At 64.0% G+C, this 26,040-nt stretch carries 24 protein-coding genes; 7 read left to right on the top strand and 17 right to left on the bottom strand.

From position 1 onward, the window contains the following. Entirely contained in the window at window positions 1-723 is a 723-nt protein-coding gene (locus tag FJ527_RS02300) for an HAD family hydrolase (RefSeq protein WP_015314105.1), read from the top strand. Here the strand turns inward: FJ527_RS02300 and FJ527_RS02295 are convergent. Together FJ527_RS02295 and FJ527_RS02290 are read right to left on the bottom strand one after the other, a co-directional pair. Next, window positions 707-1,360 carry a 50S ribosomal protein L11 methyltransferase gene (locus FJ527_RS02295; protein WP_246677677.1) on the bottom strand — a complete coding sequence of 218 codons (654 nt, stop codon included), beginning with the start codon at window positions 1,358-1,360 and terminating at the stop codon, window positions 707-709. The genes FJ527_RS02300 and FJ527_RS02295 overlap by 17 nt on opposite strands. A gap of 71 nt (window positions 1,361-1,431) precedes the next feature. Then, window positions 1,432-3,456: a long-chain fatty acid--CoA ligase gene (locus FJ527_RS02290; protein ID WP_140821486.1), complete on the bottom strand. Its 2,025-nt coding sequence runs from the start codon at window positions 3,454-3,456 to the stop codon at window positions 1,432-1,434. Window positions 3,457-3,922: 466 nt separating this feature from the next. On the opposite strand from FJ527_RS02290, the gene FJ527_RS02285 reads away from it, so the two are divergent. The 5 genes from FJ527_RS02285 to FJ527_RS02265 all read left to right on the top strand — a co-directional run bounded on the left by FJ527_RS02285 (window position 3,923) and on the right by FJ527_RS02265 (window position 9,185). Next, window positions 3,923-5,515 carry an ABC transporter substrate-binding protein gene (locus FJ527_RS02285; protein ID WP_015314102.1) on the top strand — a complete coding sequence of 531 codons (1,593 nt, stop codon included), beginning with the start codon at window positions 3,923-3,925 and terminating at the stop codon, window positions 5,513-5,515. Between the two features lie 50 nt (window positions 5,516-5,565). After that, window positions 5,566-6,573, top strand: a complete 1,008-nt coding sequence (locus FJ527_RS02280) for an ABC transporter permease subunit (RefSeq protein WP_015314101.1) — start codon at window positions 5,566-5,568, stop codon at window positions 6,571-6,573. A gap of 70 nt (window positions 6,574-6,643) precedes the next feature. Then, window positions 6,644-7,498 (top strand): ABC transporter permease subunit, encoded by an 855-nt coding sequence (locus tag FJ527_RS02275; protein WP_174361976.1) that lies wholly within the window; start codon window positions 6,644-6,646, stop codon window positions 7,496-7,498. Window positions 7,499-7,500: 2 nt separating this feature from the next. After that, complete coding sequence (locus FJ527_RS02270; RefSeq protein ID WP_015314099.1) at window positions 7,501-8,358, top strand: ABC transporter ATP-binding protein; 858 nt, start codon at window positions 7,501-7,503, stop codon at window positions 8,356-8,358. Further along, entirely contained in the window at window positions 8,355-9,185 is an 831-nt protein-coding gene (locus FJ527_RS02265) for a dipeptide ABC transporter ATP-binding protein (protein WP_140714153.1), read from the top strand. The genes FJ527_RS02270 and FJ527_RS02265 overlap by 4 nt, the downstream gene beginning before the upstream one ends. 252 nt (window positions 9,186-9,437) lie before the next feature. On the opposite strand, the gene FJ527_RS02260 is transcribed toward FJ527_RS02265, so the two are convergent. The 4 genes from FJ527_RS02260 to FJ527_RS02245 form a co-directional block, all read right to left on the bottom strand. Further along, window positions 9,438-10,700, bottom strand: a complete 1,263-nt coding sequence (locus FJ527_RS02260) for a cysteine desulfurase-like protein (RefSeq protein WP_181166265.1) — start codon at window positions 10,698-10,700, stop codon at window positions 9,438-9,440. A 38-nt stretch (window positions 10,701-10,738) separates the two neighbouring features. Then, entirely contained in the window at window positions 10,739-11,413 is a 675-nt protein-coding gene (locus FJ527_RS02255; protein WP_140614842.1) for an amino acid ABC transporter permease, read from the bottom strand. 161 nt (window positions 11,414-11,574) lie between these two features. Further along, window positions 11,575-12,372, bottom strand: a complete 798-nt coding sequence (locus FJ527_RS02250; protein WP_015314095.1) for an ABC transporter substrate-binding protein — start codon at window positions 12,370-12,372, stop codon at window positions 11,575-11,577. A gap of 428 nt (window positions 12,373-12,800) precedes the next feature. Beyond that, window positions 12,801-13,577 carry an HpcH/HpaI aldolase/citrate lyase family protein gene (locus FJ527_RS02245; RefSeq protein WP_140821482.1) on the bottom strand — a complete coding sequence of 259 codons (777 nt, stop codon included), beginning with the start codon at window positions 13,575-13,577 and terminating at the stop codon, window positions 12,801-12,803. A 121-nt stretch (window positions 13,578-13,698) separates the two neighbouring features. Between FJ527_RS02245 and FJ527_RS02240 the strand changes: the two genes are divergently transcribed. Continuing rightward, the gene (locus FJ527_RS02240; protein WP_140723096.1) at window positions 13,699-14,790 is read left to right on the top strand and encodes an LLM class flavin-dependent oxidoreductase; all 1,092 of its coding nucleotides are present in this window, start codon (window positions 13,699-13,701) and stop codon (window positions 14,788-14,790) included. A gap of 242 nt (window positions 14,791-15,032) precedes the next feature. On the opposite strand, the gene FJ527_RS02230 is transcribed toward FJ527_RS02240, so the two are convergent. The 11 genes from FJ527_RS02230 to FJ527_RS02175 form a co-directional block, all read right to left on the bottom strand. Further along, complete coding sequence (locus FJ527_RS02230; protein WP_135916832.1) at window positions 15,033-15,428, bottom strand: RidA family protein; 396 nt, start codon at window positions 15,426-15,428, stop codon at window positions 15,033-15,035. A 76-nt stretch (window positions 15,429-15,504) separates the two neighbouring features. Then, a complete protein-coding gene (locus FJ527_RS02225; protein WP_140821480.1) occupies window positions 15,505-16,653 on the bottom strand; it encodes an acyl-CoA dehydrogenase family protein in 1,149 nt (382 codons plus the stop codon). 231 nt (window positions 16,654-16,884) lie between these two features. Next, window positions 16,885-17,697, bottom strand: a complete 813-nt coding sequence (locus FJ527_RS02215; RefSeq protein WP_140821478.1) for an enoyl-CoA hydratase family protein — start codon at window positions 17,695-17,697, stop codon at window positions 16,885-16,887. Continuing rightward, window positions 17,694-18,164, bottom strand: a complete 471-nt coding sequence (locus FJ527_RS02210; protein ID WP_140821476.1) for a MarR family transcriptional regulator — start codon at window positions 18,162-18,164, stop codon at window positions 17,694-17,696. Before FJ527_RS02210 ends, FJ527_RS02215 begins: the two co-directional genes overlap by 4 nt. Further along, complete coding sequence (locus FJ527_RS02205; RefSeq protein ID WP_140821474.1) at window positions 18,161-18,916, bottom strand: SDR family NAD(P)-dependent oxidoreductase; 756 nt, start codon at window positions 18,914-18,916, stop codon at window positions 18,161-18,163. The genes FJ527_RS02210 and FJ527_RS02205 overlap by 4 nt, the downstream gene beginning before the upstream one ends. A 370-nt stretch (window positions 18,917-19,286) precedes the next feature. After that, complete coding sequence (locus FJ527_RS02200; protein ID WP_140821472.1) at window positions 19,287-21,581, bottom strand: bifunctional salicylyl-CoA 5-hydroxylase/oxidoreductase; 2,295 nt, start codon at window positions 21,579-21,581, stop codon at window positions 19,287-19,289. 142 nt (window positions 21,582-21,723) lie between these two features. After that, window positions 21,724-22,323, bottom strand: a complete 600-nt coding sequence (locus FJ527_RS02195) for a VOC family protein (protein WP_140821470.1) — start codon at window positions 22,321-22,323, stop codon at window positions 21,724-21,726. A gap of 80 nt (window positions 22,324-22,403) precedes the next feature. Then, a complete protein-coding gene (locus tag FJ527_RS02190; protein WP_140821468.1) occupies window positions 22,404-23,237 on the bottom strand; it encodes an ATP-binding cassette domain-containing protein in 834 nt (277 codons plus the stop codon). After that, the gene (locus tag FJ527_RS02185; RefSeq protein ID WP_140821466.1) at window positions 23,230-24,108 is read right to left on the bottom strand and encodes an ABC transporter ATP-binding protein; all 879 of its coding nucleotides are present in this window, start codon (window positions 24,106-24,108) and stop codon (window positions 23,230-23,232) included. The genes FJ527_RS02190 and FJ527_RS02185 overlap by 8 nt, the downstream gene beginning before the upstream one ends. Beyond that, entirely contained in the window at window positions 24,105-24,953 is an 849-nt protein-coding gene (locus FJ527_RS02180) for an ABC transporter permease (protein ID WP_140821464.1), read from the bottom strand. The genes FJ527_RS02185 and FJ527_RS02180 overlap by 4 nt, the downstream gene beginning before the upstream one ends. Beyond that, a complete protein-coding gene (locus FJ527_RS02175; RefSeq protein ID WP_140821462.1) occupies window positions 24,946-25,953 on the bottom strand; it encodes an ABC transporter permease in 1,008 nt (335 codons plus the stop codon). The genes FJ527_RS02180 and FJ527_RS02175 overlap by 8 nt, the downstream gene beginning before the upstream one ends. Window positions 25,954-26,040 lie beyond the last annotated feature (87 nt).

Here is a 26,040-nt window from a genome sequence, read left to right as displayed (position 1 = left end):
TTGGCTGACATCAAGGGGATATTGTTCGACAAGGACGGAACGCTTGTCGACTTCAACGCGACCTGGCTCGGCGTCGCCGACTTCATGGCCATGGACGCGGCCGACGGCGACCGCTGGAAAGCCGACAGGCTGCTCGCGGCCGCGGGCTTCGATTTCGCCAACCGGCGCTTCAAGCCCGATTCCATCTTTGCCTCCGGCACCAATCTCGACGTTGTCGAACTGTGGTTCCCGCGCCTGTCCAACGAAGACCAGATGCTGGCCGTCGCCCGTTTCAACGAGATCACCTCGGTGCAGGGCTCGACGATGGCGGTGGCGCTGCCGGGCATCGCCGACACGCTGGCTCTGCTGCACAGGCGATCCTACCGGCTTGGCGTCGCCACCAACGATTCGACCAGCGGCGCGGAAAAGACGCTTGTCACGCTGGGTGTCGCGCAACTGTTCGAAGCCGCCTATGGCTATGACGCGGTGGCCAACCCCAAGCCCGCTCCCGACACCATCCAGGCCTTTTGCGATCTTACGGGGCTCAAGCCGTCTGAGATCGCCATGGTCGGGGACAACAGGCACGATCTCGAAATGGCGCGTGCCGGCGGCTGCGGCCTGGCGGTGGGCGTGCTCTCCGGCACCGGCACGCGCGAATCGCTGGCCGAGATCGCCGATGTCATCCTGGATTCGGTTGCCGATCTGCCGGATTTCCTTTCGACGCGGGTCAAGGAGACGGTCTGATCGGCAGGGCGGCGTACTGTTCGGGCTGGAGGCGAAAGACAGCGCTCGGCTTCAGCGCGGCGTCTTTCGCCTCGCCGAAATCCGGCACCTTGTATTCGGCAAGCAGCCGCAGCCGCGAGCGCGGCAGATAGGCCCGGCCCGGATCGCCGACCAGCACCTCGATGCCGACGGCGAGGCAGCGGTCGAGGAAAGGCATCATCCCCAAGGCGACACCTTGTCCGTAGAACACGTCGCCGGCGAGCACCAGGTCCACGGCGGGCGGTGGCCCGGTGGTGATGTCGTTCCCCATTATCGTGATCGTGACGCCATTGGCCGCTGCATTCAGCGCCAGCGAGGCAACACCGTTCCGATCGACCTCGGCGGCTATCACCTCACACGCGCCGGCCTTTCCCGCGGCAATGCCGACAATGCCGGAGCCTGCTCCAAGGTCGAGCACGCGGCGGCCCGCCACGATCTCCGGATGGTCCAGCACATAGCGCGCCAGCACGGCGCCGCCTGCCCAAGCATAGGCCCAATAGGGCGGCTGCGGCTCCTGCGAATCGGCGTCATGGCCTTCGACAAGGCGCCTCAGCCCGCTGCTCGGGTGGGCGGTATAAAGCCAGATTTCGGGAAGCGCCGGCACCGATGTCAGGCGCATGTTCGCCTTGATGAATTCCGCCGGGTCGAGGCGCGGGCGCCGGACCGGCGTATCGTCGTTGGCGAGACCCACTATTCGCGCAGCGCCCGCCGCAGGATCTTGCCGACCGGCGTCTTCGGCAATTCGGTCCTGAACTCGATGTATCTGGGCCGCTTGTAGCCGGTCAGGTTCTCGCGGCAAAAGGCGGTGATGGCCTCGGCGGTCAGGGCCGGGTCTTTCTTGACGATGAACAGTTTCGGCACTTCGCCCGAATGCTCGTCCGGCACGCCGATCGCCGCCACTTCGAGCACGCCGGGATGCGCCGCCACGACTTCCTCGAGTTCGGTCGGATAGACGTTGAAGCCGGAGACGAGGATCATGTCCTTCTTGCGGTCGACGATCTTGGTGAAGCCGCGATCGTCCATGAAGCCCATGTCGCCAGACTTGAAGAAGCCGTCCTTGGTCATCACCCTGGCGGTCTCGTCCGGCCGGTTCCAGTAACCGGCCATCACCTGCGGTCCCCTGATGCAGATCTCACCGACTTCGCCCAGCGGTACGTTGTTGCCGTCGTCGTCGCGAATGGCGATTTCGGTCGAGGGCAGCGGCAGGCCGATAGTGCCGGTGAACTCGCCGGAGCTGAACTTGTTGGCCGTCGCCACCGGCGAGGTCTCCGAAAGACCGTAGCCTTCGCTGATGGGGCAACCGGTCAGCGCCTTCCAGCGCTCGGCGACACCCTTCTGTACCGCCATGCCGCCGCCAAGCGTCAAGAGCAGCGGCTTGAAGTCGAGCTTGCGAAAGTCCTCATTGTTGAGCAGCGCGTTGAACAGCGTGTTGAGGCCCGGAAAGATATGGATCGGATACTTGCCCATTTCCTTGACGAAGCCGGGAATGTCGCGCGGATTGGGGATCAGTATGTTCTGGCCGCCCATCTGCATGCCCATCAGCGCATTCACCGTCAGCGCGAAGATATGGTAGAGCGGCAGTGCGCAGACGAGGTTGAGATGCGCCGGCTTTGGCTTGACGGTGTAGGCGTCCTGCAGCCACAGCGCATTCTGCGCGACATTGGCCAGCACATTGCTGTGCGAGAGGGTCGCGCCTTTCGAGATTCCGGTGGTGCCGCCGGTATATTGCAGAAAGGCGACATCGCTGGCGGCCACCGTGGCCGGCTTGAAAGCCATGCCGCGGCCAGCCTTGAGGGCCGCGTTGAACTTGACATGGCCAGGCAATGACCAGGCCGGCACCATCTTCTTGACGCGGCGCACGACCAGATTGACGATCGAGCCCTTCAGGCCGCCGAGCAGGTCGCCCATGGCCGCGACGACGATGTGCTTGACCGAGGTCCTGGCGACGACCGCCTGCAGGGTGTTGGCGAAGTTCTCGAGGATGACGATGGCCTGCGCCCCGGAATCCTTGAGCTGATGCTCCAGTTCGCGCGGCGTGTAGAGCGGATTGACGTTCACCACCGTAAAGCCGGCGCGGGCGACCGCCATCATCGCTATGGGATACTGCAGCACGTTCGGCATCATCAGGGCGACACGCGCGCCCTTCTGCAATCCTGTGGACTGCAGGTAGGCTCCGAAGGCCGCCGAAGACTGTTCGAGCTGCGCGTAGGTGATGGACTTGCCCATGCACGTGAAAGCCGGCTGGCCGGCGAACTGCTTGCAGGCGCCAACGAGGAAGTCGCCGATGGAACCGTAGGGAAGGGCGCCGATCTCGGCCGGCATGTTCTTGGGATAGCTGTTGAGCCATGGCTTTTGCGGCAGGCCGGCGGCGAGTTCGGTGAGCGCCTTCGGCAGCCGTTGGCTGGCCGCTGTCGCTGGCTTGGAGACCGGTGCAGTCTTCGCCGGTGGCGAACTCTTCGTCGTCGCGGTTTTGCCCGTTCCGGCCTTGCCCGATCCGGGCTTGGTCGCGGGTGCCTTTGTCGGCGCGGCCTTCGACGCCGGCTTCGCGGCGGTCCTGGCGGTGGCCACGGTTTTTGCCGCGGGTGCTTTCTTGCCGGCCGCCGTCTTCGCGGTCGCGGCCTTGCCCGCGGCCTTGCCTTGCCCGTCGTCGCCTGCGGCTGGTCTAGGCCTCGCCTTAACGGACGCTTTCACCGGGGCCTTCGATGCTTTTGCCACCCGTTCCTCCTCGACAACCCTGGTCGCCTGTTCTCGCTGGGCCCTACCGCGCCGCCTCCAGATTGATGGAGACGTCCCTCCGCTGCCGCCAGCTGTCTATCTATGTATTGCCTCTATCGGCGGCGGTGCAAGTCTTGCCCTAGCGGCAGGATGCCGAAAGATTTGCCGCCGAAAACCTTTCCCGCCGGCCACGGCTGGAACGGCATCTTTCCGCACCGGCGGCGGATGAATACAGGGCGCGGCACCCTTGTCGCCGGACGTCTGATCAATAAAAAAATGCGGTCGTTAATAATATCGTGAATAGAAAAAAGTGCTAATTTTTTCTGCCATTTAGCAAAATTGCGGATTTTTTTCCTGCTTCCCGCGGGGTAAGCAAACGGGGTGTTCCAAACCCGGAAAAACGGTGCTTATATGCGCGCTTCGCGAGCCTGATAGAGGGGCTTGGAAGAACATCAGGGAGTGCTCAATGAAGAAGAAATTGACTTTTGCAGCCGCGTTGCTGGCTGCAAGCGTCCTGGGCGGCGTGGCCAACGCGAAAACTCTGGTCTATTGCGCTGAAGCGTCGCCGGAGGGTTTCGACCCGGCGCCGTATACCGCGGGCCAGACATTCGACGCGTCCTCGCGCACCGTGTTCAATCGCCTTGTCGAATTCGATCACGGCAAGACCTCGGTCTCGCCCGGCCTGGCGGACAGCTGGACCATTTCCGACGACGGAAAGGAATATACCTTCAAGCTGCGCAAGGGCGTCAAGTTCGCGCCCACCGACTACTTCACCCCGACCCGCGACCTGAACGCCGACGACGTGGTGTTCTCTTTCGAGCGCCAGGTCGACAAGAATGGCCCCTGGTTCCAGTACATACCGGGCATCGCCTACCAGTATTACAATGACCAGTTCGGCGACAACATCACCAAGGTCGAGAAGGTCGACGACCTGACGGTGAAGTTCACCCTCAAGGAACCGGCAATCACCTTCATTCCGACCCTGGGCATGGATTTCGCCTCGATCGTCTCGAAGGAATATGCCGACAAGCTGCAGGCCGACAAGACGCCTGAACTGTTCAACCAGAAGCCGGTCGGCACTGGGCCGTTCATCTTCGTCGACTACCAGACTGACGCCGCCATCCGCTACAAGGCCAACCCGGACTATTGGGGCGGCAAGCAGAAGATCGACGATCTGGTCTTCGCCATCACCACCGATCCGGCGGTGCGCGCGCAGAAGCTGAAGGCCGGCGAATGCAACATCATGTCCTACCCGGCACCGGCCGACATTGCCGGCCTGCAGGCTGATGCGAACCTGACGGTCGCGGAGCAGGAAGGCCTCAACGTCGGCGCGCTGATGTACAACACCCAGCAGAAACCGTTCGACGACGTGCGTGTCCGCAAGGCGCTCAACATGGCCATCAACAAGAAGGCCATCATCGACGCGGTGTTCCAGGGCGCCGGCCAGGTGGCGATCAACCCGATCCCGCCGACCATGTGGTCCTACAACAAGGACGTGAAGGACGACCCGTACGATCCGGATGCCGCCAAGAAGATGCTTGAAGAGGCCGGCGTGAAGGACCTCAAGATGAACGTCTGGGCGATGCCCGTCTCGCGCCCGTACATGCCGAACGCGCGCCGCACCGCCGAGCTGATCCAGGCGGACTTCGCAAAGGTCGGCGTCACCGTCAACATCGTCAGCTACGATTGGGGTGAATACCTCAAGCGCGCTTCCGCGGTCGATCACGACGGTGCCGTCATCGTCGGCTGGACCGGCGACAATGGCGATCCGGACAACTTCCTCGGCGTGCTCCTGAGCTGCGCTTCCGTCGGTTCGAACAACCGCGCGGAATGGTGCAACAAGGACTTCGATGCGCTCATCAACAAGGCCAAGACGGTTTCCGACCAGGCCGAGCGCACCAAGCTCTACGAACAGGCCCAGGTCATCTTCAAGGAGCAGGCACCGTGGGCAACGCTCGCCCACTCCAAGGTGTTCATGCCGATGCAGAAGACCGTCTCCGGCTTTGCGATGGATCCGCTCGGTATCCATCGCTTTGACGGCGTCGATATCGCCGAATAAGGTTCGCGAAACGGGGCGGCGCCACAAGGCGCCGCCCCACCTCGCCCGCCATGCTGCGTTATATCCTCGGCAAGCTCGCCCTCATCATCCCGACCTTCATCGGGATAACCATCCTCGCTTTCGGCTTCGTGCGCATCCTGCCCGGCGATCCGGTGCTGGTGCTTGCGGGCGAACGTGGCCTGTCGCCCGAACGCCATACGGCGCTGATGCACCAGTTCGGGTTCGACCTGCCGATCTGGCAACAGTATCTGACCTATCTGACCAATATCCTCGGCGGCGATTTCGGCACCTCGTTTTCAACCAAGACGCCGGTGCTCAAGGATTTCCTGGTGCGGTTCCCGGCCACGGTCGAACTCGCCATCTTCGCCATGATCTTCGCCGTCATCTTCGGTGTCGCCTTCGGCATTTTCGCCGCCATCCGCCGCGGCTCCTGGTTCGACCAGCTGACCATGGGCACCGCGCTCGCCGGCTATTCCATGCCAATCTTCTGGTGGGGGCTGCTGCTGATCATCGTGTTTTCCGGCACGCTGCACTGGACGCCGGTCTCGGGCCGCATCGACCTTCTCTATTTCTTCAAGCCGGTGACCGGCTTCATGACCATCGATTCCCTCATCTCGGGCCAGAAGGGCGCCTTCCGCTCGGCGGTGTCGCACCTCATCTTGCCCACCATCGTGCTCGGCACCATTCCGCTGGCGGTCATCGCCAGGCAGACCCGCTCGGCCATGCTCGAAGTGCTGGGAGAGGATTATGTGCGCACCGCGCGCGCCAAGGGCCTGGCGCCGCGGCGCGTCATCGGCCTGCATGCCTTCCGCAACGCGCTGATCCCGGTCGTCACCACGATCGGCCTGCAGGTCGGCACGCTGTTGACCGGCGCCATCCTGACCGAGAGCATCTTTTCGTGGCCGGGCATCGGCAAGTGGATGATTGATGCCATTTCCAAGCGCGACTATTTCACCGTGCAGGGCGGGTTGCTTTTGATCGCGCTGATCGTCATGTCGGTGAACCTTATCGTCGACGTGCTCTATGCCGTCATCAACCCGCGCATCCGGGCGAATTGAAATGACCAATGAAGGCCCAGCCACCATCGAAGCCGCAACCGTCGTCAAGCCGCAGGATGCGCGGCTGCAGATGTTCGCCGAATTCTGGCACTATTTCTCGATCAACAAGGGCGCGGTGATCGGCCTCTTCGTCTTCGCCCTGCTGATCCTGATCGCCATCTTCGCGCCGTTGCTCGCCCCGCATTCGCCTGATGACCAGTTCCGTGACTTCTTCCTGACGCCGCCGGCCTGGCAGGCGGGCGGCAACGCACAGTTCCTGCTCGGCACCGACGCCGTCGGCCGCGATATGCTTTCGCGCCTGATTTACGGCTCGCGATTCTCGCTCGCCATCGGCTTCGTCGTCGTCACCACGGCACTGATCTCCGGCGTCATCCTCGGCCTGCTCGCCGGCTACTGCCGTGGCTGGGTCGACACGCTGATCATGCGCATCATGGACATCATCCTGGCTTTCCCGTCGCTGCTGCTGGCCCTGGTGCTGGTCGCGGTGCTCGGCCCAGGCCTCGTCAATGCCATGATCGCCATCGCCTTCGTGCTGCAGCCGCACTTCGCCCGGCTCACCCGCGCCGCCGTGATGGCGGAGAAGACCCGCGAATATGTAGTCTCGGCCAAGGTCGCCGGGGCCAGCCATCTCAGGCTGATGCTGGTCACCATCCTGCCCAACTGCATCGCCCCGCTGATCGTGCAGGCGACGCTGTCCTTCTCCAACGCCATCCTCGAGGCGGCCGCCCTCGGCTTTCTCGGCATGGGGGCGCAGCCGCCGACGCCGGAATGGGGCACCATGCTTGCCGAAGCGCGCGAGTTCATCCTGCGCGCCTGGTGGGTGGTGACCTTCCCGGGCCTTGCCATCCTCATCACCGTCTTTGCCATCAACCTGATCGGCGACGGCCTGCGCGACGCGCTCGACCCCAAGTTGAAGAGGTCGTGAGCATGTCCCTGCTCGAGATCAAGAACCTCACCGTTTCCTTCGACACCGCCGCCGGACCGTTCATGGCCGTGCAAGGCATCGACCTTTCGGTCGAGCCGCGCGAGGTGCTGGCGATCGTCGGCGAGTCCGGCTCCGGCAAGTCGGTTTCGATGCTGGCGGTGATGGGGCTGTTGCCCAACACCGCGACGGTCAAGGCCGACCGTATGGCTTTCGATGGTGTCGACCTGTTGAAGCTCAGCCCGTCCGAACGCCGCAAGATCGTCGGCAAGGACATCTCGATGATCTTCCAGGAGCCGATCGCCAGCCTCAATCCATGCTTCACCGTCGGCTTCCAGATCGAGGAAGTGTTGCGCTTTCACATGGGCATGGATCGCGCCCAGCGCCGGGCGCGCGCCATCGAGCTGATGAAGCTGGTCGGCATTGCCGATCCGGAAGAACGGCTGAGCTCTTTTCCGCACCAGATGTCGGGCGGCCAGTGCCAGCGCGTCATGATCGCGATTGCCATCGCCTGCAATCCGAAGCTCTTGATCGCCGACGAGCCGACGACCGCGCTCGACGTCACCATCCAGAAGCAGATCCTCGATCTCCTGGTCTCGCTGCAGGCCAAATACGGCATGGGCCTGATCATGATCACCCACAATATGGGCGTGGTGGCCGAGACCGCCGATCGCGTCATCGTCCAGTACAAGGGCCGCAAGATGGAAGAGGCCGACGTGCTGTCGCTGTTTGAATCGCCGAAAAGCAATTACACGCGCGCGCTTCTGTCGGCGCTGCCGGAAAACGCCGTCGGCGACCGGCTGCCGACTGTGTCCGACATGCTGTTCGAGCCTGCCCCTTCGGCAGCGGGAGCCTCGGCATGAGCACCACCGTCCTTGAAGGCAAGAACATCGTTCGCGACTACCATATCGGCGGCGGCCTGTTCTCCGGGCCGCGCACCGTGCATGCCGTCAAGGGCGTCTCCTTCACGGTGGACAAGGGCAAGACGCTGGCCATCGTCGGCGAAAGCGGCTGCGGCAAGTCCACGCTCGCCCGCATCATCACCTTGATCGATCCCGCGACGTCGGGCGAGCTCTTCATCGACGGCAACAAGGTTGATATCGCCAAAGGCGGATTGACGAAGGAGATGCGCCGCAAGGTGCAGATCGTCTTCCAGAACCCTTACGGATCGCTCAATCCGCGCCAGAAGATCGGCGATGTGCTGGGCGAGCCGCTGCTCATCAACACCGACAAGCCAGCCGCCGAACGGCGTGACCTCGCCATGAAGATGCTGAAGAAGGTCGGCCTCGGTCACGAGCACTATAACCGCTACCCGCACATGTTCTCGGGCGGCCAGCGCCAGCGCATCGCCATTGCCCGTGCGCTGATGCTCAACCCAAGCCTGCTGGTGCTCGACGAGCCGGTTTCGGCGCTCGATCTCTCGGTGCAGGCGCAGGTGCTCAACCTGCTCGCCGACCTGCAGGACGAATTCCAGCTGACCTATGTCTTCATCAGCCACGATTTGTCGGTGGTGCGCTACATCGCCGACGACGTGATGGTGATGTATTTCGGCGAGGCGGTCGAATACGGCCCGCGCGACGAGGTCTTCGCCGACCCCAAGCACAGCTACACCAGGACGCTGTTCGCCGCGACACCGCGCGCCGACGTGGCGAGCATCAAGGCGAGGCTGGCGAAGAAGAAGGCCGCCTAAGGTCGCAAGCCATGCAAATGGCCGACGTCAGCGCCGCCCCTCATTGTCCTGCCGGACATTTCTCCCCGTATAGTGACCGGGAGAAAAACGCTCTCACGGCCGGTTTCGCCACCACCAAGATTGCGAGCAGGGTGCCGAGGGTGCGGCCAGCCTCTTCTCCCCGTCACTATACGGGGAGAAGGTGCCGGCAGGCGGATGAGGGGCAGCGCGACGGCCCGGATCGATCGGTGCGATTGCCGCGAGCCTGACTCATTACGACAGCTTGGCGATGATGGCGCGCAAAGCCTCGCCGAATTTTTGCACCTCCTCGATCGTATTGTAGTGCACCAGCGAGGCGCGGATGGCGCCGCTGTCCATCGACAGGTTGAGGCGCTTCATCAGCCGCGGCGCGTACATGTGGCCGTCGCGGATGCCGATCTGCATCTCGGCCATTTCCTCGACGATCCGCTGCGGCGACAGCTTGCCGATATTGAAGCAGAAGGTCGGCACGCGCTCGTTGATGCGCGCCTCGTCGGCGACCCCGTAGATGGTCGCGCCGCAATCCTTCAGTACGCCCATCATCTCGCGCGCCAGCACCAGCTCATAATCGCGGATAGCGCCCATGCCGGCGACGATGTTTTCGCGTCGCGAGCGGTTGTTGGAGGGCGCCAGATTGCGGCCGATCAGTTCCAGATACTGCACGGCGGCATCCATGCCCGACACGTTCTCGTAGATGAAGGTGCCCGCCTCGACCTTGTATGGCGGCTCGTCCGGAATGAAATCCTCGCGGAAGGTCGGCAGCCGCTTCAGCGTCTCGAAGCGGCCCCACAGGAAGCCCATATGCGGCGAGAAATTCTTGTATCCGGAGCAGACGAGATAGTCGCAGCCCCAGGCCTGCACGTCGATCAGCCCATGCGGCCCGTAATGCACGCAGTCGAGGAACACTTCGGCGCCGGCGGCGTGGGCGATTTGCGCCACCGACGCGACATCGACGATCGAACCGATCGAGTGCGCCGTCACCGTGCAGGCGACCAGCCGAGTGCGGTCCGAAACCAGCGGCTTGAGATCGTCGACATGCAGATTGCCATCCTCACGCATGCGCCACCACTTGAATTTGGCGCCGGCCGATTCCAGCGCCAGCCAGGTGGCGATGTTGGCGTCGTGGTCCATGTCGGTGATGACGATCTCGTCGCGTTCTCCAAGCATCTGGCCGATGCCGAGGCTGACCAGGCGGATGAAGGAGGTGGCGTTCATGCCGAAGCAGATTTCCGCCGGGCTGTAAGCATTGATCAACAGTGCGACGCTTGTCCGCGCATCGGCGACCGACTGGTCGACGGTGACGCTGCGGCCATAGCGGCCGCCGCGCTGCACATTGTGCGAGACCAGGTGGTTGGTCACCGCGTCGAGCACGCTTTGCGGAATCTGCGCCCCGGCGGCGTTGTCCATGAAGATGAAATCGCCAGCCCGCTGCAGGGCGGGAAACATGGCGCGGATGGTGTCGACGGGAAAGCCGCCGGTGACCTGGGAGTTGCTCAAGGATATCTCCTGCGAAGTGCTTGCGGGGTGGTGAATGGTCAGCGGGCCTTCTCGTCCTTGAAGCGGGCTTCAAGGAGGCTGACGAGACGAACCATCGGCCAAAGGAAGATGAGATAGACCAGCGCCGCGCCGATCAGCGGCGAGGGATTGGCGTAGAGCGACTGTGCATTGGTCGCTTCCTTGAGCAGTTCCGGCAGCGCCACGGTGGAGGCCAGCGACGTGTCCTTGAACATCGAGACGCAGTTGCTGGTCATCGGCGGGATGACGACGCGCACCGCCTGCGGCAGCACCACCTTGCGCAAGGTCAAAAGGAACGGCAGGCCAAGCGCCTGCGCCGCCTCGAACTGGCCGCGCGGAATGCTCTCTATGCCGGAGCGGAACACTTCGGCCGAATAGGCCGACATGATGATGGCGAACGCGGTCACCGCCGACGCCCAGGACGACAGGCGTATGCCGAGGAAAGGCAGCGCGTAATAGATCAGGATCAGCACGACGAGGACCGGCAAGGCGCGGAAAATGTCGGTGTAACCGACCGCCAGCCAGCGCAGCGGCTTCGGCGCATAGAGCCGCAACAGGCTGATCACCAGGCCGATGGGAATGCCGATGCCGATGCTGAGCAGACCGAGCAGCAGCGTGTTCAGGAAGCCGCGCAGCAACGCCGGCAGGCTCGACGCGATGACGTCGGCGTTGAAGAAAGTGTCGATCAGCGACATCAGGGCATTCCCGAACGGTGTTGCGTCATCTGACGCCAGAGCCCGACCCGGAACATCAAGATCGGCTGTGCCGAACGGATGCTGGTCCCGGGAAAGTCATGCGTGAAAAACGGGACGTGCCGACCCCTTTGGGCCCGGCACGCATTCCGTCTGGCCGCCGCTCAGGCCTTGGGCATAGGCATTTCCTTGACGGTCGAGGAATCGGCAGGGGCGTCGCTGCCGAACCACTTTTTGTGGATCGCGGCCAACGTGCCGTCCTTCTTCATCGCCGTCAGCGCGTCGTTGAGTTTGCCGAGCAGCGGATGATCCTTGGTCATCATCAGGCCGTACTGCTCGCCGGTCTTGATGCGCTGCTTGACCTTCAGGTCCTTCATCTTGGTGAAGGAATATTCCATGCCGGGAATGTCGCTGACGGCGGCGTCGACACGGCCGGCGCTGAGGTCGAGCAAAAGGTTCTGCTGCGTGTCATAGCCCTTTACATCGCTGAAGCCGTCGGCTTCCTGATGCGCCTTGACCCAGGTCTCGCCGGTCGAGCCCGAGAGCACGCCGACGATCTTGCCCTTGAGGTCCGCCTCGGCGTTGACCGCGCTGTCGGTCTTGGTCGCGATACCCATGTCGGAATCATAATAGGGCTGGGTGAACGACTGCGACTTCAGCCGCTCCGGCGTGATGGTGATCGAGGAGATGGCGACGTCGATGCGCTTCGAAGTGGTCGCGGCGAACAGCGCCTGAAAGCCGAGATCGGCGATGTCGGTGGTCATGCCGGCGCGCTTGGCCGCCTCGTTGACGATGTCGACTTCGAAACCCTCGAACGTGCCGCTCTCGTTCTTGTATTCAAAGGGCGGATTGGTCGGGTAGGCGCCGACATTGAGCACATCGGCGGCATAGGCGGTTGCCGGTCCGGCCGCGATGCCGATTGCCGCGGCGACAAGGATGAGATTGCGACGGTTGAGCTTCATTGGTGGTCCCTCTGGGGTGTTCCCTCTGGTTGTTGATCGGGCGGGCTGGCCCGCACGGTTCTTGCCGTCCCGCCTCCCAGCGGGGCGTCAGTTCATGATGGCGGCCATGCGCTCGAGCGCAGCCGCGATTTTGTCGCGGTCGCATACGCATTCACGCGCGAAAGGTTGGCGATGGTCTCGGTACGCAGGTCGTGGAGCTGAGCGCGCGCACCATCGAAAGCGTAGCGCGCGCTGGTCGATGATTGGGGCTGCACAAACGACAAGGACTGAAACCCCTCCCACCCGGAGCACCATGATGACTGCCCGTAAAGCCCTCCAGGCCGACAGTCGCCATCCATCCTGAATGCTTATCCAAAGCGCGGCGCTTTTCAAGGCAAAAGTTTTAAGCTTAAAAAGTTTCCTGGCTTGATCGCTTGCGCAACCGGGCGCTAGCGCGGGTCCTCCCGCGCCAGTTCGGCCCGGGCGGCGGCATAATTGGCCGCGGCGCCCGCACCCAGGTACATCGTGTCGCTGGCCAGGACGAAGAAGCTGGCGCCGATTGCCGCCCATTGGCCGATGGCCTGCGGGCTGGCGCAGAATATGCCGGAGGTCTTGTCGTGCGCGATCGTCACGCCGACGATCCTGCGGATCGCGTCCGTGAGCTTGTCGGCGCCCTTCGGTCCGATCGCATCGATCGACACGGAGAGATCGCCGGGGCCGACGAAGATCACGTCGACGCCGTCGACATCAGCGATCGCCTCGATGTTGGCCAATCCCTCTGAAGTCTCGACCTGGACCGCCACGACGATCCTGTCATTGGCGCCGGCCAGATATTCGGGAATGCGATAGCCATAACCGGCCGCGCGGCCGGGTCCGACGCCGCGCTCGCCCCGTGGCGGATAGCGGGATGCTTTCACGGCCATTGCCGCCTGTGCCGGTGTCGAGACGCGTGGCACCAGCACGCCTTGCGCGCCGCTGTCCAGCGCCGCCTGGATGGCTTCGGGCGCGTGGCCGGGAACGCGCACCATCGCCGGCACGCGGTGGACATCGGCGGCGCGCACCATGGTCTCGATGATGTCGCGTGAGATCTGGGCATGCTCCCAGTCGATGCAGAGGAAGTCGAGGCCGGACAGCGCCATCACTTCGACCGCGACCGGGTGAGGAATGGCAGCGAAGGAGCCGATGAGGTTGGCCTTGCCGATGCAATTCTGGCGGAACTCGCTCATGCCTATTCCTTTTCTCATCTCGCCAAATTCATATCGGCAAACCGGGGCAGGGCTAAGCTATTTCATGCTTGAAATATTTTCGCGGAGCCGTAGCGTGCGATCTTCGCCGGGAGGTCGCGACATGAACAAAGCACATCCGCTGCACGGCTCCAACAAACTGAAGCTTGGCGTTTTCTCGACCAACGCCGATGGCGGCCTTGCCATATCGGATGTGCCGGAACGCTGGACGGCGAGCTGGCAGGACAATCTAACGGCCGCCCGGATCGCCGATCGCGCCGGGCTGGAGTTCATGTTGCCGATCGCGCGCTGGCGTGGCTTTGGCGGCCGCAACAAGGTGCGCGAGCGGTCCTTCGAGACCTTCACCTGGGCGGCGGCACTCAGCATGGCCACCGACCGGATCGGCCTGTTCATGACCGTGCACGTGCCGCTGATGCATCCGCTCTATGCCGCCAAGGCGCTGGCGACGGTCGATCACATCAGCCAGGGCCGGGCCGGCCTGAACATCGTCTGCGGCTGGAACCCGAAGGAATTCGGCATGTTCGGCACGCCGCTGGTCGAGAAGGGCTACGACCAGGCGGCCGAATGGATCGAGATCCTCGAGAAGCTCTATGCATCGGCGGAGCCGCTGGACTACGAAGGCACCTATTATCACCTCAAGGAGGCGGTTAGCCGGCCGGCCAGCCTGCAGGTTCCGCGCCCCGTGACCATGAACGCCGCTTTCGGCGGCCCCGGCCGCGATTTCGCCGCGGCCCATTGCGACTACCTGTTCACGACCTTTTCCGAGATGGCCGATGCCGGCAAGCATGTCGCCGACATCAGCGAGCGAGCCGACAAGGTTGGTCGGCAGGTCGGCGTCTACACCGTGGCCCATGTCGTCTGCCGTCCGACCATGGAAGAGGCGCAGGCCTATTACAACAGATATGCCGTCGATCTGGCCGATCACGAGGCGGTCGATGCGCATATGGCCGGCAAGAAGGAATTCTCGCAGTCGCACGACCCGCATGCCTATGACCGCTACCGGCAGCGTTTCGCCGGCGGCGCCGGCACCTATCCGCTGGTTGGAACGCCGCAGACGATCGTCGCCGAAATGGCCGCCATTGCGGAGCACGGCTATCAAGGCATCGCCCTGTCCTTCGTCAACTACACCAGGGAATTGCCCTATTTCTGCGACCACGTACTGCCGTTGCTCAGGCAGGCCGGGCTTCGCGGGTAGCAGCGATGCCAAGGGGATGATCGGTGGCCTAGCCAGGATTTCAACGTCGTCATCCCTGGGCGGAGCAGGAGCGAAGCTCCGTCGCGGAGACCCTGGGATCCATGCCGCGATCTTAGCGACGGAGTGCGGCGGAGCAGAATTCCGGACCGCTGCAACGCTTTGATTTCACGGCATGGATCCTGGGGTCTGCGCCGCGTCGCTGCGCTCCTTGCTTCGCCCCAGGATGACGAAGCGATGGGCGTTTATTCCGGAATAACGGCGGTCGCCTGGATCTCTACCTTGGCGCGGTCCTCGACCAGCGCCACCACCTGCATGGCGGCCATCGCTGGAAAATGCCGGCCGATCACCTCGCGATAGGCCTCGCCGATCCCCTTGAGGTTGCCGAGATATTCGGCCTTGTCGGTAAAATACCAGGTCATCGAGGTGATGTGCCGTGGCTCCGCGCCGGCCTCGGCCAGCACCGCGACGATGTTCTGAAGCGTCTGCCGCACCTGGCCGGCGAAATCGTCGGTCTCGAACTGGCATTGCCCGTTCCAGCCGACCTGTCCGCCGACGAAGACGAGCCTGCCGCGCGCGGCCACGCCATTGGCGTAGCCGACCGGTTTTGCCCAGCCTTCCGGCTGCAGGATCTCGTGCATGTCGTCTCTCCGCCTGTCCAATATCGGGTCCGCAATATCCGTCTCGAAAACATTTCAGTCCGTGGTCACGACCTGTTCAGGCCGCGCCCATTACTTGCCGTGCGATCACAACCTTCTGCACGTCCGATGCGCCCTCGTAGATTCGCAGCGCGCGGATCTCGCGATACAGGCTCTCGACGATATGGCCCTTGCGGACACCATCGCCGCCATGCAGCTGCACCGCTTCGTCGATCACCTCCTGCGCCTTGTCGGTGGCGAACAGTTTGGCCATCGCCGCCTCGCGCGTCACCCGCGCAGCGCCCATGTCCTTGGTCCAGGCGGCGCGATAGACCAGAAGCGCCGCGGCATCGACGTCGAGCGCCATGTCGGCGACATGGCCCTGCACCATCTGCAACTCGGCCATCGGCGCGCCGAACAATTTGCGTTCGGCCACCCGCTTGATGCTTTCATCGAGCGCGCGGCGGGCAAAGCCGAGTGCCGCCGCGCCGACGGTCGAGCGGAACACGTCGAGCACCGACATGGCGATGCGAAAACCGTCGCCCGGCTTGCCGATCAGCGCCGAGGCCGGCAACCGGACATGATCGAACGAAAGCCGCGCCAGCGGATGCGGCGCGATCACTTCAAGGCGCTCGGCAATGCCAAGCCCCTCGGCGTCGCCAGGCACGAGAAAAGCGGATAGCCCCTTGGCACCCGGCGCCTCTCCGGTGCGGGCGAAGACGACATAGAGATCGGCAATGCCGCCATTCGAAATCCAGGTTTTTTCGCCCGTGAGAACGTAGCTATGGCCGTCACGGGTCGCCGTCATCTCCATGTTGGCGACATCAGATCCCGAACGCGGTTCCGATAGGGCGAAGGCTGAGATCGCCTTGCCGTCCCGTGTCTTTGAAAGCCATTGCTGCTGGCCCGGCGTCCCGAACAGGCTGAGCGCGCCGGTGCCGAGACCTTGCATGGCGAAAGCGAAATCGGCGAGGCCATCGTGGCGGGCCAGCGTCTCGCGCGTGATGCACAGGGCGCGCACGTCGAGTGGTGCGGGGTTGTCCGTATCGAGCGCCGTCGGCTTCAGCCAGCCGTCCCTGCCCAGTTTCGCGACCAGCTCGCGGCAGGCGGCGTCGACGTCGTGGTGGTCAACCGGCAGGTTTTTCGCGCACCAGGCGTCCAGATGCCCGGCGAGTTCGCGATGGCGGCTTTCGAAGAAGGGCCAGTTGAGGAAGGAGCGGTCAGGCATTTGTGCCTCCGCAGTACTTCGAGCCTTGCGCTCTACGGCGCCCCCCTCTGTCCTGCCGGACATCTCCCCCTCTAGTGGGGAGATTGGCAGTGCCGGCGCCGGTGCCCTTCCCGCGACGTTGGCGATTTGCGAAAGCGTACGCGACAGCCGATCTCCCCCCTAGAGGGGGAGATGTCCGGCAGGACAGAGGGGGGCGCTGTCCCGCCAACGTCTCCGATAGTCCGCTCATCCTCAATTCCCCTCGAACACCGGCTTTTCCTTGGCCACGAAAGCCCGATACGCCCGTTCGAAATCGCGCGTCTGCATGCAGATCGCCTGCGCCTGTGCTTCCGCCTCGATCGCCTGATCGAGGCCCATCGACCATTCCTGGTTGAGCTGCGTCTTGGTGATGCCGTGGGCGAAGGTCGGGCCGGAGACGATGCGGGCGGCCATGTCGAGCGCGTCGGTCTCAAGTACGTCTGCCGCTACCAGCCTGTTATAGAACCCCCAGCGCTCGCCTTCCGTCGCTGTCATGGTTCGGCCGGTGTAGAGCAGTTCGGCGGCGCGGCCCTGGCCGATGATGCGCGGCAGGATCGCGCAGGCGCCCATGTCACAGCCGGCGAGACCGACGCGGGTGAACAGGAACGCTGTCTTGGCTTCCGGCGTGGCGATGCGGATATCCGAACTCATGGCGATGATGGCGCCGGCGCCGACCGCCACGCCGTCGACCGCGGCGATGATCGGCTTGCCGCAATTCAGCATCGCCTTGACGAAATCGCCGGTCATGCGGGTGAAGGCCAAGAGCTGCTTCATGTCCATCTTGACCAGCGGACCGATAATGTCGTGGACATCGCCGCCGGAGCAGAAATTGCCGCCATTGGAGAGGAACACCACGGCGTCGACGTCGTTGGCATAGACGAGATCTCGGAACGTGTCGCGCAGCTCGGCATAGCTGTCGAAGGTCAGCGGGTTCTTGCGCTCCGGCCGGTCAAGCCGGACCTTGGCGATCCTGCCCTCGACCTCCCACAGGAAATGCGTCGGCTTGAGGCCGGCCATTGCGGTCATTCGCGTCCCTCCCAGTTGCTGCGGAACGAGGTCAGCATGCCGGTCAGCCGGCGCGCATCCTCCTCGCTGACCTTGCCCAGCAATTCGCCGATCCAGCCCTCATGCGCGGCGGCGATGATGGCAAAGGACTTCGTACCGTCCTCGGTCAGCCGAACCATCGAGGTGCGGCGGTCGCCATTGCGGCGCGCGCGCGCCACCAGCCCTTCCGAAACCAGCCGGTCGACAATACCGGTGACATTGCCGTTGGACACCAGCAGGAAGCGCGACAGGTCGCTCATCAGCATGCCCTCCGGCGCGCGGTAAAGTGCTGCCATGACGTCGAAACGCGGCAACGTCGTGTCGAATTCCTTCTTCAGGCGCTCGCGCAGTTCGGCCTCGATCGTGCGCGACGCGCGCAGCAGCCTGATCCACAGGCGCAGCCGGTCCTTGCCGGGTCCCGATGGCAGGGGCAGGGGGCCGGCTATCATGTTTCACCTCCCGAGATCGAAATCGCCTGTCCGGTGATCGACGCTGCCGCATCGCCACACAGCCAAAGCACGGCTTCGGCAATTTCCCGGGGCTGGATGAAACGGCCTTGCGGATTGGTCGAGGCAAGACTGGCCCGCGCCTGTTCTGCCGAGCGGCCGGTCTTTTCGACGATGCGCTGGATGGACTCCTCCAGCATGTCGGTCTCGACGAAGCCTGGGCACACGGCGTTGACGGTGACACCGGATTTCGCCGTCTCGGCGGCCAGCGCCCGCATCAGGCCGACGACGCCATGCTTGGCCGCGACGTAGGGCGCGACATAGGCGTAGCCCTTCAGACCTGCCGTGGAGGCGATGAACACGATGCGGCCTGCCTTGCGCGCGGCCATGCCGGCCAGCGCCGGTTTCACCGTCAGGAAGGCGCCGGTCAGATTGACGTCGAGCGTCCGCTGCCAGTCGGCCAGCGGGATCTTGTGCGCTGGCGTGCTGCCGGCCATGCCGGCATTGGCAATGACGATATCGAACGGCCCGCGCGCGGCTTCAGCCTGCGCGTAGAGCGCCGCCGTTTCGGTCTCGCTCGTGACATCGGCGGTAATGCCGAAGATGCGGCCGCTTTGGCCCGCGACCTTTGCGAGCTCCGTTTCCCGCCGGCCGCAGATGGTCACGTCAACGCCGGCGCCGGCCAGTGCCAGCGCGATTGCCCGGCCGACGCCGGAGCCGCCGCCGGTGACCAGTGCGTGCTTGCCCGCGATCATGTGGCAATCCTCGAAGGTCGGCGCTGCCTCTTGCGCCAGATCGAAGCCATGACATGCACAGACATTCTGGGACTGGCGATTGGCCCGATGCTTGGTTGCCAGGTGGTTCCCCCAATCCGTCGTTGCTTCGCAACGCCACCTTTCCCTCCTCCGGAGGGAAAGGAAGGGAGCCTCATGAGACGAGCATCGGCGGCAGAGGGGTCGCACCGTTCCTCTCCCCCGTCGATCGGGGGAGAGGTGGATCGGCGAAGCCGAGACGGAGTGGGGGTCGACCAGCGCAGTGCAAGACCATGCATGCGCGACGCCCCCCTGCATGCTGCGGGAAGGTGCCGGCAGGCGGATGAGGGGCAGCGTGGCGAACGAAAAATACTCATACTTTCAGCCCCGCCGCCGCATCGCGCTCGGCCAGCCGGTAGATCTGGTCGCGCCCGGGCAGATAGGGATCAGGCCATTTGACGCTGCGGTCGCCGAGCGACACCGCCGCATGCAGCGTCCAGTAGGGATCGGCGAGATGCGGCCGTGCCAGCGCCACCAGATCGGCGCGGCCGGCCATCAGGATCGAATTGACATGGTCCGGCTCGTAGATGTTGCCGACCGCCATCGTCGCCATGCCGACTTCGTTGCGGATGCGGTCGGAAAACGGCGTCTGGAACATGCGGCCATAGACCGGCTTTGCCAGCACCGAAGTTTGTCCTGCCGAGACGTCGCAAATGTCGACGCCGGCCTCATGCAACAGCCGCGCGATCTCGACCGCGTCGGCGGGTGTCACGCCTTCGATGCCGACCCAGTCATTGGCAGAAATACGCATCGAGATCGGCTTGTGCGCCGGCCAGGCGGCGCGCACCGCGTGGAAAACCTCGAGGGGATAGCGCATACGGTTTTCCAGCGAACCGCCATAGGCGTCCGTGCGGCGGTTGGTGACCGGCGTGATGAAGGACGACAGGAGATAGCCATGGGCGGCGTGGATCTCCAACATGTCGAAGCCGCAGCGATCGGCCATCTGCGCCGAAGCCACGAACTCGTCGCGCACTCTGTCCATGTCGGGGCGGTCCATCGCCTTCGGCACTTGATTCTGCGGCGACCACGCCACGGCGGATGCCGCCATGACTGGCCAGTTGCCTGATGCCAGCGGCACGTCTGTTCCTTCCCAGCCGAGCCGGGTCGAACCCTTGGCGCCGGAATGGCCGATCTGCGCGCAGATCTTCGCTTCGGTCTCGGTATGGACGAAGTCGACCAGTCGCCTCCACGCCACCTCATGCTCGGGCGCGTAGAAACCGGGGCAGCCGGGCGTGATGCGCCCTTCCGGGCTGACGCAGGTCATCTCGATATAGACGAGCCCGGCGCCGCCCTTGGCGCGCTCGGCATAATGCGTGAAATGCCAGTCAGTCGGGCAGCCGTCGACAGCCTTGTACTGCGCCATCGGCGAGACGACGACGCGGTTTTGCAGCCGCATGTCGCGCAGCTTGAACGGCGCGAACATCGGCGCCCGGCGCAGCCTGTTGCCACCGGCACCCGCCTGGCGCTGGAACCATTCTTCGGCGCCGCCCAGCCATTCGGCATCGCGCAGCCGCAGATTCTCGTGGCTGATGCGTTGCGAGCGGGTCAAAAGCGAATAGTTGAACTGCACCGGATCGAGGCCGAGATAGCGCTCGACCTCCTCGAACCATTCCAGCGAATTGCGCGCCGCCGACTGCAGCTTCAGCACCTCGGTGCGGCGGGCGTCCTCATATTTACGGAAGGCGGCCTCGAGGTCCGGTTCGGTCTCGACATAATCGGCCAGCGCCACCGCGCTTTCCAGCGCCAGTTTGGTGCCGGAGCCGATCGAGAAATGCGCCGAGGCCGCCGCGTCGCCCATCAGCGCCAGATTCTTGTAGGACCAGCGCTCGCACAGCACGCGCGGGAAGTTGATCCAGGCCGAGCCACGGATATGGTTGGCGTTGGTCATCAGCGCGTGGCCGCCAAGATGCTTGGCAAAGATGCGCTCGCACACCGCGATGGACTCCTGCTGCGACATCGCGCCGAAGCCGAAGGCGGCCCAGGTCTGTTCGCTGCATTCGACGATGAAGGTCGCGGTCTCGCTGTCGAACTGGTAGGCGTGCGCCCACACCCAGCCATGCTCGGTCTTCTCGAAGATGAAGGTGAAGGCGTCGTCGAATTTCTGGTTGGTACCGAGCCAGACGAATTTGCATTTGCGGGTGTCGATGTCGGGCTTGAAGATATCGACGAACGTGTTGCGCGCCCTTGAGTTCAGTCCGTCGGCGGCGACGACCAGGTCATGCGTCTCCATATAAGGGCGGGGATCGGCGATGTCGGTTTCGAACATCAGCTTGACGCCGAGTTCGCGCGCGCGGCGCTGCAAGAGGACCAGCAGCCGCTTGCGGCCGATGCCGCAGAAGCCGTGCCCCGACGAGACCGTGCGCACGCCGTCATGGATGACGGCGATGTCGTCCCAATAGGCAAAATGCTTCTTGATCCAGACGGCGCTGACCGGATCATTCTCAGCAAGATTGTCGAGCGTCTCGGCCGACAGGACCACGCCCCAGCCGAACGTGTCGTCGGCGCGGTTGCGCTCGAAAACCGTCACGTCGTGCGCGGCGTCCCTCAGCTTCATCGAAATGGCAAAGTAGAGGCCGGCTGGTCCGCCGCCGAGAACCGCAACCTTCATCTGTGCGATCTCCTCTTCGCTTGCTATGCCTCAGTATCGCGCCGGAGGTAGGATATTTCAAGCTTAAAGTTTTATATCGAAATGATTATGCGAGCGTGGGTGGCGCGCTTGCCGGGACATCCTGCAAGCGCGCCGCGAGAGATCATTTCTCCGGATTCTTCGGGCTCCACAGCACGGTCTCGGCACCCTTCTCATAAGCCATGCCCGAGGGATAGCTGATCGCCTCGAGTTGCAGCCCCCACGGCGCCTGGAAATAGAGGATGGTCTGGCCGGCGGCGGGTCCTTCCTTGACCGGCAGCGGCCCCATCCTGGTCTTGACACCCTTGCCATCGAGATAGGCCTTGGCCGCGGCGACATCGTCGACATAGAAGGCGATGTGAAAGCCGCCAATGTCGCTGTTTTTCGGTGTCAGATCCTTCTGGTCGGGCGCGGTATATTTGAACAGCTCGATGTTCGATCCATAGCCGCAACGCACCATGGTGACCTGCTCGATGACAGCCTTCGGATCGACGCCGAGCAGGTCCTGCATGAAGGTGCCCTTGTCGTCGGCGAACGGGCCGAACGACATCGCCTTCTTGCAGCCGACGACCTCGGTGAAGAAGTCGACCGCCTGCTTCATGTCGGGAACCGTGATGCCGGTATGGTCGTGCCCGCGCATGCCGGGGATCGAGCTCGCCGAGGCCATGCCGGCGCTGCCCAGAACAGTGGCGGCGAGCACCGCAAATCGTATTGTTGTCTTCATGTTTGTTCTCCTCCGTTTGGCGGGACTTGGTTAGCCTTCGATCGCACGTCCGAAGCCCGTTTTTCGGCGTGCGGTTGTTTTCATGTCGGGACCCTTGCCGTTGGGATGTTCAGCCAGTCCGGATCGATTTCCGGCAGCGGAATGGCGGCGAGCAGGTCGCGCGTGTAGCTCTGCCGCGGCATGTCGAACAGCGCGTCCGTGGCGCTCGCTTCCACGATGCTGCCTTCGCGCATGACGATCACCTGCTGGCACAGCCGCCGGATGACCGACAGATCGTGGCTGATGAAGGCGACCGTCAGGCCCATCTCCGCGGCAAGCTTCTCCAGCAGGGTCAGGATCTGCGCCTGCGTCGAGACGTCGAGGCCGGAGACGATCTCGTCGGCCAGCACGAATTTCGGCGACAGCGCCAGCGCGCGGGCGATGCCGACGCGCTGGCGCTGGCCACCCGACAATTCGTGGCGATAGCGGCTGGCGAAGCTTTGCGGCAGGCCGACGCGTTGCAGTGCCTCGGCGACGCGGGATTTCAGATTGTCGCCAAGCCCGTTCTGCTTCAGCGGCGCGGCGATGATGCTGGCAATGGTGCGGCGCGGGTTGAGCGACGACATCGGATCCTGGAAGATCATCTGCAGGTCGCGGCGCAGTGGCCGCAGTTCCGCTTCCGGCAGATGGGTGATGTCGCGGCCCTCGAAACGGACGCTGCCGACGCTGGGCTCCAGAAGGCGCACTAAAGCGCGGCCGAGCGTCGACTTGCCCGATCCGGATTCGCCGACGATCCCTGTCACCGACCCCTTGGGCAGGTCGAAATCCAGGCCTGTCAGGATCTCGGCCAGCGGTGCACGGCCGATGAGCGGCTTGCGCGTCATGTCGGGCAGCGCGACCTTCAGCCCGCGCACGGAGAACAGCGGCTCAGCCATGCGGACGCCCCCAGGCCTGGTCGGCGGAAGCAATCTCGGCGGCGAGCCCGGCGAGTACCGTCTCGTCCACCGGTTTCAGCGACGCGAAGGGATCGGTATAGCGCGGCGTCGCAGCCATCAGTGCTCGGGTGTAGGGATGCCGAGGTGTCGCGAACAGCGCCGCGGTTTCGGCCTCTTCCACCACCATACCCGCATAGAGCACCGACACTTTCTGGCTGATCTTGGCGACGACGCCGAGATCGTGAGTCACGAAAAGGATCGCCGTGCCGTGCTCGCGCTGCAACGCCGCGATCAGCCGCAGGATCTGCTTTTGCACGGTGACGTCGAGGGCCGTGGTCGGCTCGTCGGCGACGATCAGCCGTGGCTCGGCGGCAAAGGCGGCGGCAATCAGCACGCGCTGGCGCATGCCGCCGGACAATTCGTGCGGATAGCTTTTCAGCACACGGTCCGGGTCGCGGATCTGCACCTCATCAAGCAACTGGCGGATACGTTGATCGGCCTTGTCTCCGCTCCAGCCGAGGATGCGCACCAGACGGTCGGTCATCTGGGGGCCGATGCGCCGCGAGGGGTTGAGCGCGGTCAGCGGATCCTGCGGGATCAGCGCCGTGCGCGCGCCGATCAGCGTGCGCCGCGCTTTTGGCGGGAGTTTGCCGAGGTCTTCGCCCTCGAGTCTCATATCGCCTTCGACGATGCGCACGCTCGATGGCAACACGCCAAGCACCGCCTTGCCGATCATCGTCTTGCCGGCGCCGCTTTCGCCGACAAGCGCGCGCACTTCACCGGGTTGTACCGAGAGCGATACCGAGCGCAGCACGCGCTGGCCGTTGGCCAGCACGGCGCTGAGGTTGGCGATGTCTAGACAGGCGCTCATCGCAGCACCGGGTCGAAACGCGTCTTCAGCGCTTCGCCGAACTGGCTGAAAGAGAGCACGGTGAGGATCAGCGTGATCAGCGGGAAGACCAGCACCCACCAGGCCTGATGGATCGACAGCCGGCCCTCGGCGATGATGCCGCCCCAGGTCGGATCGTCGGTCGAGATCGACAGATTGACGAAGGACAGGATCGCCTCGACGATGACGGCGATGCCCATCTCCAGCGACAGCAGCGCCACGATCGACGGCACCACATTGGGCAGCACTTCGCGCAGCATGATGCCGAAGCGGCCATAGCCGGCGATACGGGCATTCTCGACATAGTCCATGCGTGACTGGCCCATTGCCTCGGCGCGAATGACCCGGCAAAAACGCGTCCAGTCGATGATGGCGATGGCGAGGATGACGGAGCTCAAGCCGGTGCCGAGCACGGCGATCAGGAGGATGGCGAACAGCACCGGCGGGAAGGCCATCCAGATGTCGACGATGCGCGAGATGATGCGGTCCGCCCAGCCGCCGAAATAGCCCGCGACCAGCCCTAATGTGGAGCCGACCACGCAGGCGGCGATGGCCGCCGCGAAAGCAACGATGAAGGCGATGCGGCCGCCGAAAATCAGCCGGGAGAGCAGGTCGCGGCCGAGACTGTCGGTGCCCAGCCAATAGCCGGGCTCGGCGCCATCGAGCCAGAACGGCGGCAGACGCTCCAGCATCAAATCCTGCGCCAGCGGATCCTGCGGCGCCACCAGCGGCGCCAAGATCGCGGCCAGCAGCGCCAGCAGCAGCCAACCGCCGGCGAGCCACAGCCTCGGGCTCGATCCGTGCCTGATGATGCGTGCCTCATCCATGGCGCAGCCTCGGATTGAGCAGCGCGTACATCATGTCCACCGCGAGATTGATCAGCACGAACAGCAGCGCGAAGACCAGCACGATGCCCTGGATCAGCGGCAGGTCGCGGTTGATGACGGCGTCGATCGCCATGTTGCCGAGGCCCTCATAGGAGAACAGCCGCTCGACGATGACGGTGCCGCCGATGAGGAAGGTGAACTGCACGCCGATGAGCGTCAGTGTCGGCAAGGCGGCGTTCTTCAGCGCCTCGCGCAAGATGACCTGCGTTTCCGAAAACCCCTTGACCCGCGCCAGCACGACATAGTCGAGGTCGAGCACTTCCTTCAGCGACTGCTTCAGTAGCTGCGCGATGATGGCCGCGAGCGGCAGCGCCAGCGCCACGGCTGGCATCAGCATGTGCTTCAAGAGGTCCCAGGTGAGATCGAGGCGCAGCCGAAGCAAGCTTTCGAACAGATAGAACTGGCTGACGAAGGGCAGGTCTAGCTGCGGCGACACGCGGCCGGAAATGTCGAAGATCGGCACCAGCACGCCGAACAGCAGGATCAGCACCAGGCCCCAGAGAAAATCGGGGATGGAAAGCGCGGCACCGCTGGCGATGTCGATGCCGGCCTCGACCGCCGTGCCGCGCTCGCTCGCGCCCAGGATCGCCGTCGTGCCGCCGATCGCCACTGCCATGATGAGCGCGACGATGGCAAGCTCCAGCGTAGCCGGCAGCCGGCTGAAGACGAGGCCAAGCACGTCCTGCCGCAGCGAGATCGAGGTGCCGAAATCGCCCCTGGCGACACCGGACAGCCAGATGAAGAACTGCTGCACGATCGTCTTGTCGAGCCCATAGAGCGCACGCAGACGGGCGATGTCATCATTGGTGGCACCGGGCGGCAGCATCATGGCGATCGGATCGCCGGGCGCGACGCGGATGACCACGAATACGACGACGGCCACGCCGAACAGCGTGATCAGCATCGTCAGCAGACGGATCAGGAATCGTTGCAGGAGCATGTAAATCTTTGCAGGAGCCCGCAGGCTCATATGCCGATAGAAGATGCGCGCCGTCGCCATGGACGGCGCGCGGCAAGCCCAGGCGGG

The organism is Mesorhizobium sp. B2-4-18 (genome assembly GCF_006441385.1).
Classification (GTDB): Bacteria; Pseudomonadota; Alphaproteobacteria; order Rhizobiales; family Rhizobiaceae; genus Mesorhizobium; species Mesorhizobium australicum.
The sequence above is the reverse complement of the archived record's forward strand: the minus strand, read 5'-3'. Positions and strand labels throughout refer to the sequence as shown.